General features: G+C 47.0%; 17 protein-coding genes. 8 read left to right on the top strand and 9 right to left on the bottom strand.

Annotated elements, in window-relative coordinates:
* Nucleotides 1–291 precede the first annotated feature (291 nt).
* Nucleotides 292–939: a serine/threonine protein kinase gene (locus IEW11_RS24035; RefSeq protein ID WP_188533637.1), complete on the top strand. Its 648-nt coding sequence runs from the start codon at nt 292–294 to the stop codon at nt 937–939.
* Nucleotides 940–1,177: 238 nt separating this feature from the next.
* Here IEW11_RS24035 and IEW11_RS24030 read toward each other — a convergent pair whose 3' ends face one another.
* From IEW11_RS24030 to IEW11_RS24005, 6 genes are all read right to left on the bottom strand, one after another.
* Nucleotides 1,178–1,969, bottom strand: coding sequence for an ABC transporter permease (locus IEW11_RS24030; protein ID WP_188533636.1), 792 nt, complete (start codon nt 1,967–1,969; stop codon nt 1,178–1,180).
* Nucleotides 1,970–1,974: 5 nt separating this feature from the next.
* The gene (locus IEW11_RS24025; protein ID WP_188533635.1) at nt 1,975–2,754 is read right to left on the bottom strand and encodes an ABC transporter ATP-binding protein; all 780 of its coding nucleotides are present in this window, start codon (nt 2,752–2,754) and stop codon (nt 1,975–1,977) included.
* Between the two features lie 14 nt (nt 2,755–2,768).
* Nucleotides 2,769–3,833 (bottom strand): ABC transporter substrate-binding protein, encoded by a 1,065-nt coding sequence (locus IEW11_RS24020; protein WP_229725653.1) that lies wholly within the window; start codon nt 3,831–3,833, stop codon nt 2,769–2,771.
* A gap of 292 nt (nt 3,834–4,125) precedes the next feature.
* Nucleotides 4,126–4,926 (bottom strand): ABC transporter permease, encoded by an 801-nt coding sequence (locus tag IEW11_RS24015; protein WP_188533634.1) that lies wholly within the window; start codon nt 4,924–4,926, stop codon nt 4,126–4,128.
* Between the two features lie 15 nt (nt 4,927–4,941).
* The gene (locus IEW11_RS24010; RefSeq protein WP_188533633.1) at nt 4,942–5,742 is read right to left on the bottom strand and encodes an ABC transporter permease; all 801 of its coding nucleotides are present in this window, start codon (nt 5,740–5,742) and stop codon (nt 4,942–4,944) included.
* Nucleotides 5,739–6,773, bottom strand: coding sequence for an ABC transporter ATP-binding protein (locus IEW11_RS24005; protein ID WP_188533632.1), 1,035 nt, complete (start codon nt 6,771–6,773; stop codon nt 5,739–5,741). The genes IEW11_RS24010 and IEW11_RS24005 overlap by 4 nt, the downstream gene beginning before the upstream one ends.
* Before the next feature lie 189 nt (nt 6,774–6,962).
* On the opposite strand from IEW11_RS24005, the gene IEW11_RS24000 reads away from it, so the two are divergent.
* Complete coding sequence (locus IEW11_RS24000; RefSeq protein ID WP_188533631.1) at nt 6,963–8,357, top strand: extracellular solute-binding protein; 1,395 nt, start codon at nt 6,963–6,965, stop codon at nt 8,355–8,357.
* A gap of 14 nt (nt 8,358–8,371) precedes the next feature.
* Here IEW11_RS24000 and IEW11_RS23995 read toward each other — a convergent pair whose 3' ends face one another.
* Nucleotides 8,372–9,814 carry a sensor domain-containing diguanylate cyclase gene (locus tag IEW11_RS23995; protein WP_188533630.1) on the bottom strand — a complete coding sequence of 481 codons (1,443 nt, stop codon included), beginning with the start codon at nt 9,812–9,814 and terminating at the stop codon, nt 8,372–8,374.
* A gap of 325 nt (nt 9,815–10,139) precedes the next feature.
* Here IEW11_RS23995 and IEW11_RS23990 point away from each other — a divergent pair, with 325 nt between their 5' ends.
* Nucleotides 10,140–11,195, top strand: a complete 1,056-nt coding sequence (locus IEW11_RS23990) for an S-layer homology domain-containing protein (RefSeq protein WP_229725651.1) — start codon at nt 10,140–10,142, stop codon at nt 11,193–11,195.
* A 226-nt stretch (nt 11,196–11,421) separates the two neighbouring features.
* Here IEW11_RS23990 and IEW11_RS23985 read toward each other — a convergent pair whose 3' ends face one another.
* On the bottom strand, nt 11,422–12,387 hold the full coding sequence (locus IEW11_RS23985) for an alpha/beta hydrolase (RefSeq protein WP_188533629.1): 966 nt from the start codon (nt 12,385–12,387) through the stop codon (nt 11,422–11,424).
* A 194-nt stretch (nt 12,388–12,581) separates the two neighbouring features.
* Nucleotides 12,582–13,106, bottom strand: coding sequence for a hypothetical protein (locus IEW11_RS23980; RefSeq protein ID WP_188533628.1), 525 nt, complete (start codon nt 13,104–13,106; stop codon nt 12,582–12,584).
* 277 nt (nt 13,107–13,383) lie between these two features.
* Between IEW11_RS23980 and IEW11_RS23975 the strand changes: the two genes are divergently transcribed.
* The 5 genes from IEW11_RS23975 to IEW11_RS23955 all read left to right on the top strand — a co-directional run bounded on the left by IEW11_RS23975 (nt 13,384) and on the right by IEW11_RS23955 (nt 19,233).
* A complete protein-coding gene (locus tag IEW11_RS23975; RefSeq protein WP_188533627.1) occupies nt 13,384–13,845 on the top strand; it encodes a DinB family protein in 462 nt (153 codons plus the stop codon).
* A gap of 261 nt (nt 13,846–14,106) precedes the next feature.
* Complete coding sequence (locus IEW11_RS23970) at nt 14,107–15,204, top strand: NAD(P)-dependent alcohol dehydrogenase (RefSeq protein WP_188533626.1); 1,098 nt, start codon at nt 14,107–14,109, stop codon at nt 15,202–15,204.
* A 169-nt stretch (nt 15,205–15,373) separates the two neighbouring features.
* Nucleotides 15,374–16,795 carry an NAD-dependent malic enzyme gene (locus IEW11_RS23965; protein WP_188533625.1) on the top strand — a complete coding sequence of 474 codons (1,422 nt, stop codon included), beginning with the start codon at nt 15,374–15,376 and terminating at the stop codon, nt 16,793–16,795.
* Nucleotides 16,796–16,912: 117 nt separating this feature from the next.
* Nucleotides 16,913–18,445 (top strand): class I adenylate-forming enzyme family protein, encoded by a 1,533-nt coding sequence (locus tag IEW11_RS23960; protein WP_188533624.1) that lies wholly within the window; start codon nt 16,913–16,915, stop codon nt 18,443–18,445.
* Between the two features lie 20 nt (nt 18,446–18,465).
* A complete protein-coding gene (locus IEW11_RS23955; protein WP_188533623.1) occupies nt 18,466–19,233 on the top strand; it encodes a helix-turn-helix domain-containing protein in 768 nt (255 codons plus the stop codon).
* Nucleotides 19,234–19,269 lie beyond the last annotated feature (36 nt).

Raw genomic sequence — 19,269 nt, 5'->3', positions numbered from 1 at the left:
GTCCCATGGTGACATTATCTCAGAACAGTTATGGGGTGACATTATCACAGAACAACGACAGTAAGCGAGATAGACCGTTGACTCAAAAACCGAAGCACATTATAATGTATAAAATTGAATAACTCCAAAGGGGAGTAGCTGTTACAACAAAGTCGTCATTACAAGGCATTTGCCTTCGGCTTTGTTGACAACCATCCGTTGTTAGCGAGACCTTTGTCCATCTTTTTGGGCAAAGGTTGTTTTTATATCTGTTTCTGGAAAATATAGGATAGTGACAAGGAGGGGAACGACATGATTACAGATTGGAGACTAGCTGAAGCTGCGCTGAGATCGGCGAAGATCAAGAGCAGCGGGAAGAACGAACTCGTTTCCATCGCCTCCTGCCCCGAGAGTTTAAGCTGTATCGGAATAGGGACTGACGCAGCTGTTTTCCGATTTGATGACGCTCCTGCTTATGCTTTTAAAATCTATACAGAAGAGTCACTTGGAAAGAAAGCCTTGGAAGAAGCGGTATATCTGCAGATAGGAGATTCCCCCTACTTTCCGCGCTATTATGGGAGCGGGGAAAACTATATCGTCCTTAGTTACGAACAGGGCGTAACGTTGTACGACTGCCTGCTGTTAGGGATAAGCGTGCCTGATCAGGTTATTATTGATGTCGAGAACGCCAGAAATTATATCCGCAGCAAAGGTTTGAACCCAAGGGATATTCACCTGAAAAACGTGCTGCTGCATGAAGGACGAGGCAAGGTCATTGATGTGTCTGAATATGTTAAAGAAGGAAATGATTATCGTTGGGAGCATCTCTTGAGGGCTTATAATATAATATATCCTTTAATAGCAGGGAAACGGATTCCATTGTGGATGCTAGAAGCGGCTAAGCGAGGGTATTACAGGATCAGCAAAGCTCTTTTATGGTGGAAAAGCCGCCGGGGATAAAATAGTGCCAATATAGCCGTAAACATTTGAAACGTATCTATGATATGCCTTACCATGGTCATGGGTAGTGAAGAATTCGAGCTTGCTTGTGCTGACCGCTTCAGCTACAGGATAAGTGGAGCCTCATAACGTGATTTGATCTTCCGGATAAGGCAGGTAAATTTTGTTAAACGGAATAAATAAAGCCCGATGGAGCGTTCTAACACGCCATCGGGCTTTATGCACAGTTTATATCGTCTTATTTCCAAGGTAAAAGCTTGTTCTCCAGCCACTGCAGTCCACGGTTTAATAGAAGTCCGAGCATGGACAGAACCAAGATCCCAACCATCAGCTTGGTTGTAATCATCAGGTTGCCGTAGTGAAGGATCATGGATCCGATCCCGTGCTGCGCGGCAATCATTTCCGCAGCAACAAGCAGCAGCAGGGAAGTACCGGCAGCAAGCTTCAAGCCTGCGAAAATGACCGGCAGGGCGCCGGGAAGAATTACCTTGCGAATGACGTTGAAGTGATTGGATCCAAAGCTAACCGCTGCTTTAATCAATACCGAATCGACATTTTTTACGCCCGAGAACGTATTAATGACAACCGGGAAAAACACACCCAGTGCAATAATGGTTACTTTCGGCAGCTCGCCAATACCCAGCCACAGTACGATCAGCGGCAAGAGGGCGATTTTGGGAATCGGATATAACGAGTACAGTATTGGGCTCCCTATCGCATCTGCCCAGCGGGAAAAGCCCAAAAGCAAGCCGACTATGATGCCGACGGATGCTCCGAGCAAATAACCGAGTACAATTCGGTACAAGCTGGCTCCCAGATTTTGCAAAAGCTCACCCTTGGTCAGCATTTCCCAGCCTGCAGCCAAGATCGCTGTCGGAGCGGGGAGATACAGGGGAGCAACCCACCCCAGCCTGCAGACGATTTCCCAAAGCAGCAGCAATCCGGCAATGCCGATTACAGGAGCATACCCGGGAACCTTCAAATCAAGGAAAGCGACACGATTTTTGATATACTTTTTCGTTTCTCCCATGTCTTTTATCCTTCCTTCAGTGCATCTTGAGCATCATGGCGGATCAAATCCCAGATTTGTTTGACATATTCGTCGAATTGAATACGATGCTCTTCTTGATCTCGTCCGGTTTTTGGCAGATCGATGCGAATGATTTCTTTGATTTTTCCGGGATGCCGGGAAAGCACGATTACACGGTCCGCCAAATAGACAGCTTCCTGAATATTGTGCGTGACATAAAGCGTGCTTAGCTTTGTCCGGTTCCAAATGGTGAGCAGTTCTTCCTGCATAAGCGTACGCGACTGCGCATCCAGGGCCGAGAACGGCTCATCCATTAACAGTAAATCCGGTTCAATGGCAAGAGCACGGGCAATGCCGGCTCTTTGTTTCATCCCGCCGGAGAGCTGCTTCGGAAAAGCTTGCTCGAAGCCGGTCAATCCGACCATATCGATATAATACTGTCCCTTTTCCTTCTGCTCTTTCTTGCTTATCCCCATTTCTTCCAGACCGTATATGACATTTTCAAATACGGTCCGCCAAGGAAGCAGGGCAATTTCCTGAAAAACAATACCGAGGCGCGGGTCGCTGCCGGCAGAGGACAATCCATCGAAATAAACGCTGCCTTCACTTGGGGAGAGCAGGCCTCCGACAATATTCAACAAGGTCGATTTACCGCAGCCGCTCGGGCCGACCAGCACGACAAACTCTTGGCGGTCTATGGCAAAATCGATTTTGCTGAGGGCCGTAACCTCACGGCCCTTCTTATCCTTAAACGTTTTTGTTACTCCATCGACGACGACTCTCATGCTGTCATCACTTCCTAGTTTCCTAATTGTTCTAATGCTTCGTCGAGAATATCGGTGTTCACAATCGTTGCTGGGTCCAGTTCTTTCTCGACCATTTTATTGGCCAGATACCAATCGATTTGCGTTTTGATGTCTTCTGCAAGCAGCTTGCCGTCGCGATCCATGTACGGCATGCCGAGCTTGATGTTTTCTTCAGGCTGATCCGTGTATTTCGCGATGATGGCAATGACATCATCGTAATTTTCACCAGGTACAAGCTCACCGTTTTCCTTCACAAGGACAGCATCATAATAGTAACGGCTTGCTTTGGCGTACGCTTTCATAAAACGAACGGCAGCATCATGGTTATCAACGATCTTCTGAGAGAAGAAAATACCCGATGTTTGATACTCGATTTCATCGCCGACTTGAGCTATGACTTTGCCGTAGCCTTCTTTGACAACAGCGGTAATGTTCGGTTCGTTCAGCAGTACGGCATCAACCTGTTTGCTGCTCAGTGTTTCCATCATGGCGTTAATTTTGCCAAGCGGTACAAGCTCTACGTCACTAAGGGACAATCCATGCTTCTCCAGCAGGCGTCCAGCCATATAGTGGAATGTGGAGCCCGTTTGGGTAATTCCGATTTTTTTGCCCTTCAATTCTTCGATTGTGGTGATAGGGGAATCCGTATGTACCATTAATGCGGATGAGGAATAGCCTTCTTGCTCTCTTCCTTTATCTGCGACGATGTACAGCTTTTGACCTTCAGCAACCATATTGTAAAGGCTTGCAGTGATTCCCGTGGCGCCAACATCCACACTTCCTGAAGCAGTGGCTACGGCAATCGGTTGAGCCGCTTCAAACCATTCTACGTTTGCTTCAATTCCTTCCTCTTCAAAGAAACCTTTTTCAATAGCAATGAAGAGTGGGGCGGAGCTGGTAAGCTTAAGCATACCAATATCCAGCTTTACGGTTTCTAGTTGATCATTTGATGCGCTGTCGTCTGTCGCTTGGGAATTTCCTTGGTTGCTTCCACAAGCCCCGAGGATTGCTGCCATAGCTAAGATGATTGCCAGCAGTACTACATTGTTCTTCTTCAAAATCTTGTTCCTCCTAGGTGTATATGATTTTTTTGCAAATATATACAATTCGACATTTTGTCGAAATTGACCTCTGTAAAATAATTCCTTCATCGTTTATTCATATTTTTATTAAAAACACATATAGCCTCGTGAATGTTCCCGTCATTCTAGCGACACAAGTGGTGGATACTTTGGCCCAGAAAGGCATTCCATCACGATCTGAGCTTGCAGATATGTCATTACTCGACCTTTGGATTTCAATGATAAAAAATGAGAACGGAGCCGTGTGATCATGGCTCCGCCCGCTTGTTCAATTGCCTGCACTCTCATATTTTCGCAATCCCGTGTTGAATAATCGGATAGAAAGCATCAGACACGCGGCGGCTACTACAGGCGTGAGCATACCGAGCCAAGACCAATCTTCTCCTTTGCCGAACAAAAAGGATGCGGGATAATAGCTGATGAAAGCATAAGGGACCGCAATGGAAACAAATAATTGAATACCGCCAGTAAATATTGTAATGGGGTATTTGACGAAGTCGCTAACGGTATGAATCATCATGGGGAATGAATTTCGCGGCCCTTGCGTCCAAAAGGAAATGCTGTTGGAAGCCAAATTAACCGAAATTCGAATCATAACCCCGGAGATGACGAAAACAACCACCAACAGCAGCTGCCACCATGTCCAAGCCATTTCAATATGACGAATCGATTGGATGAGGAAGATTATTCCGATCGCCAGGTTGCCGATACCGTTCATGCCGAATGCCGATGACGCGACTTGCAGAACAGGCGGCAGGGGGCGAACGAGAAAGCGATCCATTTCACCACGGTTCACGAAGCTGTTAATGAGCCAGATCCCATTAAACAGAAAGGACGATACCCCTTCGGACATAAAGACTAAGGAATACAAAAATGCAATCTCCCAAAAAACCCAGCCGTGAATATCCGTGATTTGGTCGAATATCACCCAAATGAACACGATGCCGAGTATTTGTGTCAGCATTGCGGCGCACATCGCAATCCAGAAATCGGCTTGATATTCGAGGATTGCTTTCACATGCTGTGTCATTAATCTGAAATAAATATAGATCGCACGACTCCACTTCATCGATTGATTCCCCTCCTATCCGCCGTGAATCGTGACTTGACGGACGGACCAGCGCCATACGGCTTTGCCGGCTAACCATAACACGATCACCCATATGAATTGAATGCCTATATTCCATAATGCGTCCAGGCCGGACATACGCTCCATATAGATCGACGCCGGGATAAATACGATGCCTTGAAACGGAAGCCAACGTGTAATGGTCTCCAGCCAATCCGGAAAAAGCGTCAAGGGAACGAGCGCTCCGGAAAAAAGGTTGGTAATCGCAGCTCTTGCCCAAGCAACGCCCAGAACACTCGAAGTATAAAAGCACACGAGGCCGGCCAGATATATAATCCCGAACTTAATAAGTACCGAAAGAGCAAGACTCACGAGAAAAAGACCCGATGCCAGCAGGTTGGGAGGCAGATTGACATCCGCAAAAACGGTCGCCCATGAGGCTGCGACAAGCGCACAGATACCGCCTTCTATAATACTTGTGCCGATCGTTTCAGAAAATCGCGCTTTCTGAAAATCCAGCGGTTTAAGCAGATCCATAGAGACACTGCCGTCTATGACTCTTCTGGAAATGGCGGTCTCTGAATACCAGGTCAGCAGCATATTGGTGATGAATACGACGAGCAGGTACGTTTTCATATCTTCCCATGACATTCCGCCGAGTTCGGTCCGCTGCGCATAGATGGCTTTCCAGATATAGAAGAGAGCTGTAATGAATACGATTCCCGCTATTGTGTTGATAAAAAAGTTGAACCGGTACGACAACGAAGCTTGCATCGACGTTTTCATCAGTGAAAAGTATTTTTTGGCAGAGGTCATGACCTGATCGCCTCCGATGGCTGCTCCTCCTGCAGGATCAATTCTCCATTATAAAGCTTTCGGATGATCTGATCGATGGAAGGCTCATCAATTCGGAAGTCGATTACATCTGCAGAAGTGATGATTTTACTTGCTATTTCACCGGCTGAATATTGAAACCGGTTGAACTTTACGGAAAAGGATAGTTCGTTGACTTGATCGGCAGTTACACCCGGCAAGTTTGCAATGATGCCGGAGATTGATGAGACGGGCTCGCGGACTTGAAAGTGAAGGGTTCTCTCCTGTGCGAAAGCATCCGTGATCTTTTCTAATGTTCCGTCATATATGATCCGCCCTTTATCGATAATGACCAGTCTGCGGCAAATGTCTTTGATATCTTCCAGGTCATGGGTTGTCAAAAGTATCGTAGACCCTTCCTTCTGGTTGATGTTCTTGACGAATTCCCGGATGCGGGATTTGACGGCGATATCCAGGCCAATTGTAGGTTCATCTAAGAAAACGAGGGGGGGATTGTGCAGCAGGGCAGCCGCCAAATCGGCTCTCATCCGTTGGCCCAATGATATTTTTCTGGCAGGCAGATCGCTGAATTCATGAAGTCCGAGCAGGTCGTTAAAACGATCCATATTTTTCTTGTATAACGGATCCGGTATTTCATAGATATCCTTCAATAGGGAGAACGATTCCCTTACCGGAAGGTCCCACCAAAGCTGCGTGCGCTGTCCAAAGACGACCCCGATTTGCTTCGCGTGGCGGATTCGGTCCTCATGAGGTACAAGTCCGTTTACTCGCAGGGTACCGGAAGTGGGAACCAAGATGCCGGAAAGCATTTTGATCGTGGTTGATTTGCCGGCTCCATTTGGCCCGACATAAGCAACCGATTCTCCTTCCTCAATCTTCAGATCAATGCCGTTCACTGCTGTTTTGTCCCGATATTGCTGGGTGAAGAAATGCTTGATGGATCCTTTCAATCCGGGATCTTTGATCGCCTGACGAAATGTTTTGTTTAAGGAAAAGGTTTCGATCATTGACATGCGGCTGCTCCTTCTCTGATATGTATTCTGTTACATTCAAATGGTGAGCTGTATCCCTCCCTACATTCGGTCTTCTAGGCGATATGTGGATGATATAACTCAGGCTACACGGAAGATATTGTTCTGTCAACAGAATTGATTGCTTATGCTATGATAGAAAAAGATGATGTGGAGAAACGGGGGAATGAGATGGGACGCCCAAGTCGAAGTGAATATACCGCCCGAATTCGCCGGCTGGTGGATCGATTGCGTACGGATATCCGATCCGGAGAGCTTCGGTCAGGCGATTACATCCCTTCCGAGGTCGAGCTTGGCAGCACGTACGGGCTCAGTAAGGAATCCGTGCGGAAAGCTTTGGATATCCTCGTTGAAGAAGGGATGATCGTCAAAATTAAAAGAGTCGGCAATCGGGTTGCCATACCGGCATACGCGCAAGGGAAGATGGTGGACGCAGTCCAGGACACGGAACGGAGAACAATTCTGCGGTTTGCTTACTATCCGTCAATGGATACGGAAGTCAATATGAAAGAGGCGATTGCCGAGTTTGAATCAGCCAATCCGTCGATCGGCATTCAGCTGCTGCCTACGCCATTTCCTGTCGATTATGTAGAACACGGCATCGCCGATGTTATAACACTAACTAATTGGGATGCTTTAAAGCTGAGGGAGCAGGACCCATCCTGGTCTATGCTTGCCTCCGCTCCGCACTCGGAGGCAGCACATCCGCTGCTGTACACGCCATTTCTCGGGCCTGCAGGACGAACTGCAGCGGCACCCTTTGTGTTCTCCCCGATCGTGTTATGTTACAACAGGCAGCATTTTATGAGCTGTCAATTGGAGGAACCACAGCAAGGCTGGACTTGGGATAGGCTGCTTCATACGTCACGCGTATTGTCCGGGCAGCTGGGCGTTATCGGATTCGCAGCGCATATGCAATCCGTAAACCGCTGGCCGGTCTTTTTGCTGCAGAACGGGTTTCGGCTCCAGAACGGGGAAGAGGGGGACGCGGTGGATCGTCCGGCATTCTGGGAAAGCCTGCGCATGGCAAGAAATCTAATTTATCAACAGGGCGGAGCGGCTCCGTTCTGGTCGGAGAATGATGCCGATGCAGAGCGCTGGTTCCGGGAAGGCCGGGTATCGATAATCATGACGTCGTATTTTGGGATTAATCGATGGCGTGATACGGGAATTGATTATGGAATATCCGAACTCCCAGGTCTGAAGAGCGACTCTACGCTGCTTCTCGTAACAGGTCTGGCAATCAGCGGCAAGGCGAAATATCCGGATGCATCAAGGGCGCTGGTCCGTTTTCTTTGCAGCCCGAAGATACAATCCGGCATTCGCAGGAGCACGCTCACGCTGCCCGCGCATCTGGAAGCCTTGACCATACGGGACGGACTGGCGGGCAATCGGCCGCAACGGGAGCCGGATCTGAACGGGATTTGGGGGAAATGCAAATTTTACTCCGATCTTCAATTGGGGACGAAAGCGCTGGAGTCGGTCCGAGAGGAGCTTAAGACATATTGGTCTAAGCTGGAGGACGAAACGGAAGCTGGCAAGCGCTTGGACATGTTAATAGATTGAAATCATAACGTAATTTACCTGTTCAACAATTGATCAAAGGCGGTCACACGGTTACGCCCGTCAGATTTGGATGAATATAAAGCCTGGTCGGCAAAGGCCACCATTTCTTCAAACTCGGTATTTTGGGCTGGCAGCATCGTGAATGCGCCAATGCTAACGGTTATAAAATTTCCTACAATGGAGGCTTTATGTAAAATTTGTTCGGCTTCAACCGCAGCCCGGATCCGTTCGCCGATACGCTGCGTATGCTCTACATCTAGCCTCGGAAGAATGACCGCGAATTCTTCTCCGCCGTAGCGAGCGGCAATCCCAGTTGTTCCCGTCAAGGAGTCTTCAATAATAAGGGCGACTCTCTTCAGCACGGCATCTCCTCCTAAATGGCCATAATGATCGTTATATGTTTTGAAGCAGTCTATATCCAACATTAATAATGACAATGGTGAATTCTTGCCAGCGGATTCATGGAGCTCCCTAGCCAGCATTTCATCGAAGCGCCGTCGGTTTGGAATGCCGGTCAATCCATCCAGATTGGAAAGTTTAGTTAGCTTTTCATTGGCTGATCGCAGTTCATCCTGCGATTCCACCAGCTGCACATGCTGTTTTACCAGCCGGATATAGAGCTTGTTGACTTCATAAATAATGGAACAAATGACCACGGTTGCAGCGACGAGCGAGTTCAAACGGGCAGTGTACCATCCCAGACTGTACCGTGCTCCTGCAAACAGCGTGACTGTGACATCAAGGAGGAATGCAAATACCGCAACGGTTAACCACAGGGTTAACACATTTTTGCCGCGCCGCAGCCATATTAAAAGAATGAATGCGGAACAATTAAGGAGCCAAACGACAGCGCCAACTCCAGACGTCAATAGGATGGAATAGTTGTTCTTCTCAATAATGGCAGGAAGCCAGTCATTGCCCATGGTAGACAGAACATACCATAACAGTACAATCAGAATGGTTACCGTTACCATACCTGCGGCCAGCGGGATGACTCTTTGTGGTGGATCCTCCTGCCGGTCCAATTGATCGACCAAGAGGTAGGCTATAATCCCTATCGGGAATCCACCGTGCCAGAACACCCATAACCACACCGCACTTTGATTGCCTGCGCCCAATAATCCGGTATCGGAGAAAACACCCGGAAACGTGAGAATGTGTGGAATAATGATGAGTCCCGTATACAAGTAAGTACAGGCCAAAATCAACAATGGCCGAGACCTACCGGCTCTGTACTGACTGAAGAGCATATAAGCGGTTAAAAGATCACCGAATAGAAACCATGCGATAAACGCAGGCAAAAATGGCTTTACTTCCACTAATTGAAGTGTACCGAAGGGCATAGCTGCAGCAGATATCAGAAGGATCGTGGCGGCAACGCCTGTTGCTAATCTGTATTGCTGCCTACTTGATTTAATATGAAGCAATTGGCTTAATTGAGAAATTCGTTCGTTCATGATTCGTTTCCCCTCAAGGTGGATATAAGATGTGATTTTAATAAAGAAAGTATATATGTTTTTATCCGACAATCAAACACAAATATACTGTGAAACCACGCAATTTTTTTGCGGTCTATCGAATGGCTTGAGAATGCATTATTGCAGTGGACAGATCGCTTGTTTTTGCTGGCATTTATATGCTTTTTCTGGAAGTTTGTTGTTTCATCGTTCCATTATAAGTGTAGTTAAGTTTATGATCTCCGGTCCATTATGGTCAGTTAATTGTTGAGGGATCTTGGGTTTTATAACCCAAAAACTTTAATTGAGAGGAACGATGCCGAAGATGAAAAAAAGAATGTCCCAGATCACCATCTTGTTGTTGCTGCCGATGCTTTTGTTATTTCCGATTCATTCCTTGTCTGCCCAAACGCATGATATTGATCCGCTGGAGATGTATGCTCCGGTCGATATCGATGACCATTGGGCTCATGATGCGTTAGACAATTTTGTGAATGCAGATTTATTACGCGGGTATTTGGATTCGCAAGGAACGCTGTCCATAAGGCCGAACAATTCAATCAGCCGTGCGGAATTCGTTGCAATACTAGTAAGAGCATTGAACTTGACAAGTGAAGGCTCCGGGAAGAACTTTGCCGACGTGGAGGAGGACAAGTGGTATTACGAGCCCGTCCGCATCGCAAGCTCATTGGGCATTGTGAACGGGATTTCAGAAACAAGGTTTGGACCCGATCGCCTGATTACACGCGGTGACATTGCGGTATTGGTGGTACGTGCTTTTTCATCCACCGTCCAATTTGCAGGCGAGCCAAAGCAGTTTACTGATGTGCCGGACTATTATGCAACTTCTTCTATTATGAGTGCAAGCCAGGTAGGCATTGTAGGCGGTGTTACAGAGACTGAATTTAGGCCATACGCTAATGCCAGACGTGCTGAAGCCGTTGTCATGCTCCAGCGTGCAATGAATCTGGAAAATACGAATTTACCCGAGGACGAGATCATGATCAGCTTGGTCAATGATATCGAGTCCCTGAACTTTGAACTGATGAACGAGCAAAGGTTCGAAGAGCTGATGAATTTCTATGATATCTATAATACGGGTTATTATCTGGCTCTCAGCAACTCCTCTCTAATGGACTTCAGGTCATTAACTGAAGAAGGCTATGAGATTCAGATGACAACGGATACTGTGCCGACGATGAGGGTGATTGAAAAGAATGACCGATTTGCAACGGTTGAATCCACAGGCGGCGTATATACAACAACCATGTGGGATGGGGCTGAACAGACTTCGACAACAGATGCAATCGATAGCATCTACAAGCTGAAAAAGATGCCCGACGATAGATGGAAAATCTATGCATATTACGTCTATGAGTAAGCAAGAAGAGGCTGTCCCAAAAGGGATCTTCAATGAGATATTGAAGCTTGATAGGTACCTCTAAAACAGTAAAAATGGCGTCACAGGTCTCATATCTGTGGCGCCATCTCTCGTCTTCGGTCCAGAAACCCACATCTCCACTGGCAGCAATGAGGTCAGGGACCAGCCTTTGGCTCCACCATACAAAAGAACAAGTGCAGTCGATTAGGGCTGCACATTCATTGAGTTACGCTTCCGCCACGATATAATGTTTTTGGAGCCATTTGGAAAGCAGGGGATATAAATCCGGATCAATCGGTTTGTTTATTAGCTTTTTGTATTCTTTAAGAAGGTTCAGCATCGTATGCGGCTTTTCATATTTTCGCAAAATGTGGTTCATATGCGGTATGACATGCCATTCGCTTTCACCCTTAACCGTTTCAGCGGCAAGCCTGGCATGATCGGGAATCACTTGAATATCGTTAGAGCCTGTTATAGCTAGGGTGGGGCAGGTGACCTTGGACAGTTCGTCCATCACATTGTAGGCATACTGCTCGCGATACCATTTTGCATTGAAAGGGATTAGGCCATAGATTCTGATCGATGGTCTGGTAGACGCAAGTACCTTGGCGAAAAATTCTCTGTTTTTTTTCTCCGGATTTTGCAGCTTCGTAATGAAACGTATTAATTTACCCTTATATCCAGGCATTTCATCGATTTCCTTGAGCGCTTGCTGTACTTGCCTTGGAAAAGCGATTTTGGAAGGTTCAGCGACTCCCGCTAATAAGACAAGGCCTGCTTGTGGAGCTCTTGCGTTCACTGCAGCGGCAATCATGCAGCCTTCGCTGTGCCCCAGAATAATAATTTTCTCATTATCGACTTCAGGCCGGGACGCAAGAAATCGGACCGCGCTTTCCGCATCATCTACCAAGTCCCAAAAACCGGTTTCGATATATACACCCTTGCTTTTGTGGGTGCCTCTCTTATCGTAACGAAGCGTGATAAAACCAAGCTTTGTGATCATTTCCGCTAAATCTTTGTACAGATTCATGTCCAGCTTTGAGCCATTGCCATCACGGTTGCTCTTTCCGGTGCCTGAAATAATTAATACGGCGGGGTATTTTTTTCTTGCTGCGGCAGGTATGGTTAGCGTTCCTTCTAGTGTAAATGCGCCGTTGATGTTTACGATTTCCTCTTGGAACGGATGGTTCATGGTTTACTCCCTCGTAAAGGGGACTTCCCACTTTTCGTTGGCTGTATGTATTGAGTTTATCGGATGTATTCCGGTTACTTTTCTGGCGGTGAAGAGAGGAGTCTTTTTTGTACTGCTGGGGCATAAAGCAGGAGACCTATTGATGCCTGGCAGCATCAACACGGATAAAAGAGGGATTGAAAGAAAGCTAGCGTTCAAGCTTGGTTGATCATCTTGAAATTGCCGAACACTAGCTGAACCATATCCTCATCGATATGCTTGAAAATTTCTTGTTTATTTTGATGGTAAGCCTCTTTCGATATGTAGATGATGACTTTGTTTTGCTTGATATTAGTGACCGTGAATTGGATGCCAAGGTCGCTGGCTACCCCGTAAAGTCTATCTTGCGCATCTAATAGCTGCTGTTCGCTGTATTTTACATAATAGAAGACGGTTTTATTTGAATATTTGTTTTCTCCCTTAATTTTCTCTTCAAATTCGGGGTTTTTCTCGGTCAGCAAGATGACAGAGTTCCCATTATCGTCGATATAGACGCCACCTAACTGATTGGCAAATGAAGATGGTATCATTTCCTTCAGTTTTGCATAGGTAATGGTCTGATGGGTATCTCTAAAATAATACCGGTCCAACACACTATCAGCAAAACTCAAGCTGGCAGCAGAGAAGATCGACAACGCAATCACAGCCGTGCCCAATATGACCTTAACGCTTTTTTTCATCACCACATCTCCCGAATTAAGACGTAAATCCAACATCGTGAATCTACATTTACAGACTTTTAAAAGGGGGAATATGTTGCGCTTTTTGCAAAAAAAGTTATTCGGATATATGGAATGCGCTCTGGTAGACGGAATGGAATGCGTGGGGGCTTGAAGCTGTTGTTCTTTGTACAATGTATGTTTTCAATGTGAATCAAAAGACTTGCCCTTCCTCTTTGATCAGGTTACTATGGGTGAAAGAGCCTTTGCCAGATCAACGATAAGGGGAGTTGCAGAAATGGAACAAATCGTATTCAGTCAGATTGAGTTAAACCGAAGCCGCACGTTGGCGCTTGTCGCTGAATTATCCGAGCAGCAGGCGGACGTTGTGCCACCGGGTTTCAATAATAACATCCGCTGGCATTTGGGGCATATTTTGACGACTCAGGAGAGGCTTGCATTTCGCTTAATTCCAGAGCCGCTTGATTTGCCTGAGGAATTGATGAGTCTGTTCGTCAACGGCACCAAGCCCGCAGATTGGCAGACATCGCCGCCGGATTTGCCGGCATTAATCAAACTTCTGGAAGAGCAGCCCGGCCGAATTCGCGCGCGTCTTCAAGGGCGGCTGGAGGAGAAAATTACGGTTCCATTCAAAGACTTTGGCCGGCTTGATGAAGTGCTGGTTTTCAGTATCGGACATGAGGCCACCCATGCCGGATATATTATGGCCCTGAAGAGAGCGGCAGCTGCCGTACAATAAGCAGCAAGCAGAAACGGCTGCCGCCCTAAGAAATTTAAAACAAGCCCGATGGAGAATACACTCCGTCGGGCTTTTCAATTATCTCTGCAAGCTGGAACAGATTACCATTTCTGCTCGCTGCAGGCATCTACAAAATTTTATCGCATCGGTTTCAAAAATATGACCAACCCGCGTGAAAACCGTATCATGCCCATGAAATTTTGATATAGTAAAACTGAAGTAAAAGCACCGCCCATTTTTATTCATAAAAGGAGGATATGTATGTTAACGAAAGCTGCGATTACGCGTGGAAAAGGTGAACCGTTTGAAATCGATACGATTACAATCGATGATCCCAAAGCAGGTGAAGTATTAATTCGAATTGTTGCCGTAGGGATCTGCCACACCGATCTGATCGTACGGGACCAGTATTATCCGGTTCCGCTGCCGGCTGTGCTGGGGCATGAAGGTTCCGGTATTGTCGAGAAGGTTGGCGATGGGGTAACCAGCGTAAAGCCAGGCGATCATGTTGTGTTATCCTTTTCTTCCTGCGGCTCCTGCACAAGCTGCCGGACAGGCAGACCGTATGCTTGTGAATCTTTTTATGAACTGAACTTCTCTGGCGCAATGGGCGATGGAACATGCAGGTTACATACGCATGACGGTAAAGACGTTGCCAACTTCTTCGGCCAATCCAGCTTTTCCTACTACGCTGTTGCTTCTGAACGAAATGTTGTAAGCGTTACCAAAGATGTACCTTTAGAGATTCTGGGCCCGCTTGGATGCGGCATACAAACCGGCAGCGGTGCCGTTCTTAATAAGCTGAAGCCTGAATTAGGCTCAAGCATTGTAGTGTTTGGCTGCGGTTCAGTGGGATTAAGCGCACTGATGGCGGCTAAGGTTGCCAATTGCGGGACAATCATTGCGGTAGATGTTCAAGAGAGCAGGCTTGCCATGGCCATAGAGTTAGGCGCTACACACACCATTAATCCGAAAAACACAAACACGGTAGAAGAGATCAAACGAATAACCGGCAGCGGTGCCAATTATTCGATCGAAACGACAAGCCGGCCGGAGGTGCTGCGTCAGGCGGTGGATTGCCTTGCGACGTTAGGGACAACCGTTATCATCGGGGCTCCCGCGCTGGGCACAGAGGTTTCATTGGATGTGAACACGATCTTGTTCGAGAAGAAAGTGACGGGACTGCTCCTGGGTTCCAGTATTCCGCAAATCTTTATTCCACAGCTTATCGAATTGTATAAGCAGGGTAAATTTCCATTTGATAAGCTCGTCAAATTTTATTCCCTGGAAGAGATCAATCAAGCTGCGGCAGATTCCGAGACAGGCGTCACGATCAAACCGATCCTGAAGATCGGATGATATAACAGAAATTATTGACCCTTCTGTGATCAAAAGCAGGAGGGTCATTTGTATCCGGGTAGAGCATAAATGACAAAGTAATAATGCTATTTTATCTAAACCACACGCGCAAGAAATCATTTATAGTTAGCTGACGATTCTATTATTTTATAAAAAAAGGGGATAAAACATGAAAAGCCAAACAAGCGGAAGTTATACCATTGTGCTGCGTCTGGAAATTGAACAAAACGTCGCTTTTATTGAAATCGCGAATGCGATCCATGAGGCGGGCGGCGAGATTACGGCCGTGGATATTGTGAACAGTGGCAAGCTGCTTACCACCCGCGATATTACCGTATCGGTATCCAACTCGGAGAATGAAGCGGCATTAATAGAAAGCGTCCGCAATGTCGCGGGAGTGAAGGTCGTTAATTTTTCGGACCGAACCTTTTTGATGCATTTGGGCGGCAAGCTGGAGATTCAATCGAAGGTGCCGATCAAAAATCGCGACGATCTCTCCCATGTGTATACGCCTGGTGTAGCCCGTGTCTGTATGGCTCTGCATCATGATCCGGCTAAGGCCTACTCCTTGACGATCAAACGGAATACGGTTGCTGTCGTAACCGATGGTACGGCCGTGCTCGGTCTGGGAGATATCGGTCCTATTGCGTCTATGCCGGTGATGGAAGGAAAAGCAATGCTGTTTAAAGAAATGGCGGGCATCGATTCCTTCCCCATCTGCTTAAATACGAAAAATACGGAAGAGATCATCCAGATCGTCAAATCGATCGCACCGGTATTCGGCGGAATCAACCTGGAGGATATTTCTTCCCCGCGCTGCTTCGAAATTGAAGAACGGTTAAAGCAGGAACTCGATATCCCGGTCTTTCATGATGATCAGCACGGAACGGCAGTCGTCATGCTAGCGGGCTTAATCAATGCGCTAAAAATCGTAAATAAGCGAATGGAAGATATTAAAGTGGTGTTTAGCGGCATTGGGGCTGCAGGGGTAGCCTGCACGAAAATGTTGATGGCTGCAGGGGTAAAACATATCGTCGGAGCAACACGATCCGTTGGTATTCTGCACCGGGGAGAGAATTACAGCAATCCGATCTTTCAGTGGTATGCCGATCACTCCAATCCTGATAATGTGACAGGTACGTTATCGGATGCAATGTTGGATGCGGATGTGTTTATCGGCTTGTCCGGCCCTAATGTTATTTCAGTGGAGGATCTGAAAAAAATGGCCCCTGATCCGATCGTGTTTGCAATGGCCAATCCGAATCCGGAAATATTGCCGGAAGTTGCCGAGCCGTACGTAAGGGTGATGGCCACCGGAAGATCCGACTACCCGAATCAGCTGAACAACGTATTGTGTTTCCCGGGGATTTTTAGAGGGGCATTGGATTGCCAGGCGACGGCAATCAATGAGAAAATGAAGCTTGCGGCTGCTTATGGAATCGCTTCGATCGTTCAGGATGATGAACGGAATGAACAGTATATCATACCCAGCGTTTTCAATAACCGGATCGTAGAGGTTGTTCGAAAAAAAGTGATTGAGGCAGCGATTGAAACCGGCGTAGCGCGCAAAATACCGCATGAATTTGTATAAGGAAAAACAATAATGATATGATTGTTTTGTAGAAGCGCCCGCATCAAAAAAACAAAGATTTGCTGATCGGACTCATTGTAAACTATTAATTAATTGACGATCGAGGTGATGGTCACCATGGATTTGGGAACTGTTTTTGATTATGCCGCCCAGCGATATCCAAACAAAACTGCGCTTGTACAGGACAATCGGGTAATTACCTTCAGGCAATTAAATGAAGAAGTAACCCGGCTTGCCTCCTCCCTGCAGAAATTAGGCGTTGTGAAACGGGACCGCATCATGGTCCTGCTCAAAAATCGGATGGAGACAGTAAGTGTGTTTTGGGCGGTGCAGAAGCTGGGTGCGATCTATACACCGATTAATCTGCGCCATTCCCCGGAGGATACTCAATACTGCATAAATGATGCGGAGCCCAAAATTATCTTCTATGAAAAATCCAGCCAACGCTCGGTGATGAACGCCAAATTTAATGAACGGCCGATCTTGATCAGCCTGGAACAAGAAGATGGAGACCTTTCGTATCAAGAGCTGACCGCAAGGGGCTCCATTGAATATAACGGTATCACTTGCAGCAGCGACGATATCGCTGTCATGCTCTATACTTCGGGGACGACCGGCGTGCCCAAGGGTGTTCCGAGGTTCCACGAGAATGAATATGCCTCGACGATGGCGCACATCATCCAAAATCACTATGAGCTTTTTGATAGCACACTTGGCGCGATGCCGTTATACCATACGATGGGCATTCGCTCTCTGCTTTCCATGTGCGTGTTAAACGGTAAATATGTGCTATCCCCGGACTTCGACGCCCGCAAATCATTGTCGCTGTTGTCTGAAGAAAAGATCAGTACCCTCTATATGTTTCCTACGATGTACCGGGAATTGTTAAATGACCCGAGCTTTTCCGAATTTGATCTTTCCGCACTGAAGAAAATTGGTTACGCAGGCGCACCGATGTCCGCGCCGTTAACGAAGAAATGCTTTGAACTGCTGAAGCCCGCACACTTTATCAACCATTACGGCAGTACGGAAATTTATACCTTCACGACCTGTTCTATTCTTGACGAGAAGCCGGGCTGTGCTGGAAGGCCCGGGATCCATCAAAAGATCCGGCTGGTTCGCTCCGATACGGAATCCGCTGTGGTACCCGAGCCTATTGTTCAGCCGGGAGAGATCGGGGAAATCATCGTTCAAGCGGATTCGATCGAAGCCTTTAAAGGGTATTGGAACCGTCCCGACGCCACGCGAAAAGCGATCCGAAACCACTGGTACTACACGGGCGATCTGGGTTACTTTGATGAGGATGGAGATCTCTATGTGGTTGGAAGAGTGGACGAGATGGTCATTTCCGGCGGGGAAAATATATCTCCTACCGAGATCGAGGAGATACTGCTTCAGCACCCTAAGGTATTGGAAGCCGTCGTGATCGGGGAAGAGGATGAGCATTGGGGACAGATCGTGGCGGCCTTCATCGTGCCGAAGGACATGACGGTCACCGTTCAGGAATTGGATCAATTCTGTAAGCAGCACCCGAAGCTGTCCAATTTTAAGCGTCCGCGAAAATATGTGTTCATTCCGCAGATTCCCAAAAATCCTTCCGGAAAGATTTTGCGCCGTGAATTGAAGAACGAGCATTTCTCGAATATCTGAAATTAGGGGGAGGGATGGTCGTGGCCGGAGTACTGATAATAGATGATGAAGCGGAGAGCCGCCAACACATTCGTTTGATCATTGAAGAAAGCCAGTACAATTACCTCTCGATATATGAAGCGGGTTCAGCGGACCGGGGACTGGTTTTATTGAAGCAAAATCAGCCTGATATCGTCATTCTGGATTTATCCCTTCCTGATATGGACGGGGTGAAGCTGGGGAAAAAAGTGCTGGAATTAAAACCGCAGGTTTCAATTATAGTAGCCACCCACCTGAAAATGTTTGACATGGTTCAGCTGTGCATGAATGAAGGTTTTTCCAGATACTTTCTGAAACCGCTTTCGAATGTGGAGCTGCTCACATCGCTGGACCGGTTGCTGCTTCCGAATTTAATGAAAGAAACGAATGTTCTGGGGAATGCCGGAGCTCCTAAAAAGCCGGTGGAGATCGATCTGGGAAATCCGATCCAGAGCGTCATCCGATATATTCACAGCCACTTCTACGAGCCGATTACGTTAAACGATGTCGCGGATTGGGTTTATCTGAGCGCTTCCCATTTCAGCCGCCTATTCAAAGCGGAGATGGGCGTTACGTTTATTGAGTATCTGACAAAGTACAGGGTAGAGCAATCCAAGCGCCTTATTAAAGTGACGTCCCTGCCCATTGAAGTCATTGCGAACAATACCGGATTCGCTAATGCAGGTTACTTTGCCACGACATTTAAACGGCTGGAAGGCAAGACGCCTACGGAATACAGGAGCCTGTTCTCAGGTTTCATGAGTGAATAGTGAAATATTCAAAGTCAGGATGAAACAATATTAAAA

This window comes from Paenibacillus abyssi (assembly GCF_014640295.1).
GTDB lineage: Bacteria > Bacillota > Bacilli > Paenibacillales > Paenibacillaceae > Paenibacillus_D > Paenibacillus_D abyssi.
This window is presented reverse-complemented; position numbering and strand designations above follow the sequence as displayed.

Bases quoted from the DNA above. Each gene is read 5' to 3' on its own strand.
- IEW11_RS23975 (WP_188533627.1), top strand. From the start codon at position 13,384: ATGGAACAAATCGTATTCAGTCAGATTGAGTTAAACCGAAGCCGCACG.
- IEW11_RS24000 (WP_188533631.1), top strand. From the start codon at position 6,963: ATGGGACGCCCAAGTCGAAGTGAATATACCGCCCGAATTCGCCGGCTG.
- IEW11_RS23990 (WP_229725651.1), top strand. From the start codon at position 10,140: ATGAAAAAAAGAATGTCCCAGATCACCATCTTGTTGTTGCTGCCGATG.
- IEW11_RS23960 (WP_188533624.1), top strand. From the start codon at position 16,913: ATGGATTTGGGAACTGTTTTTGATTATGCCGCCCAGCGATATCCAAAC.
- IEW11_RS23985 (WP_188533629.1), bottom strand. From the start codon at position 12,387: ATGAACCATCCGTTCCAAGAGGAAATCGTAAACATCAACGGCGCATTT.
- IEW11_RS23995 (WP_188533630.1), bottom strand. From the start codon at position 9,814: ATGAACGAACGAATTTCTCAATTAAGCCAATTGCTTCATATTAAATCA.
- IEW11_RS23970 (WP_188533626.1), top strand. From the start codon at position 14,107: ATGTTAACGAAAGCTGCGATTACGCGTGGAAAAGGTGAACCGTTTGAA.
- IEW11_RS24025 (WP_188533635.1), bottom strand. From the start codon at position 2,754: ATGAGAGTCGTCGTCGATGGAGTAACAAAAACGTTTAAGGATAAGAAG.
- IEW11_RS24035 (WP_188533637.1), top strand. From the start codon at position 292: ATGATTACAGATTGGAGACTAGCTGAAGCTGCGCTGAGATCGGCGAAG.
- IEW11_RS24030 (WP_188533636.1), bottom strand. From the start codon at position 1,969: ATGGGAGAAACGAAAAAGTATATCAAAAATCGTGTCGCTTTCCTTGAT.
- IEW11_RS24015 (WP_188533634.1), bottom strand. From the start codon at position 4,926: ATGAAGTGGAGTCGTGCGATCTATATTTATTTCAGATTAATGACACAG.
- IEW11_RS24005 (WP_188533632.1), bottom strand. From the start codon at position 6,773: ATGTCAATGATCGAAACCTTTTCCTTAAACAAAACATTTCGTCAGGCG.
- IEW11_RS24010 (WP_188533633.1), bottom strand. From the start codon at position 5,742: ATGACCTCTGCCAAAAAATACTTTTCACTGATGAAAACGTCGATGCAA.
- IEW11_RS23965 (WP_188533625.1), top strand. From the start codon at position 15,374: ATGAAAAGCCAAACAAGCGGAAGTTATACCATTGTGCTGCGTCTGGAA.
- IEW11_RS23980 (WP_188533628.1), bottom strand. From the start codon at position 13,106: ATGAAAAAAAGCGTTAAGGTCATATTGGGCACGGCTGTGATTGCGTTG.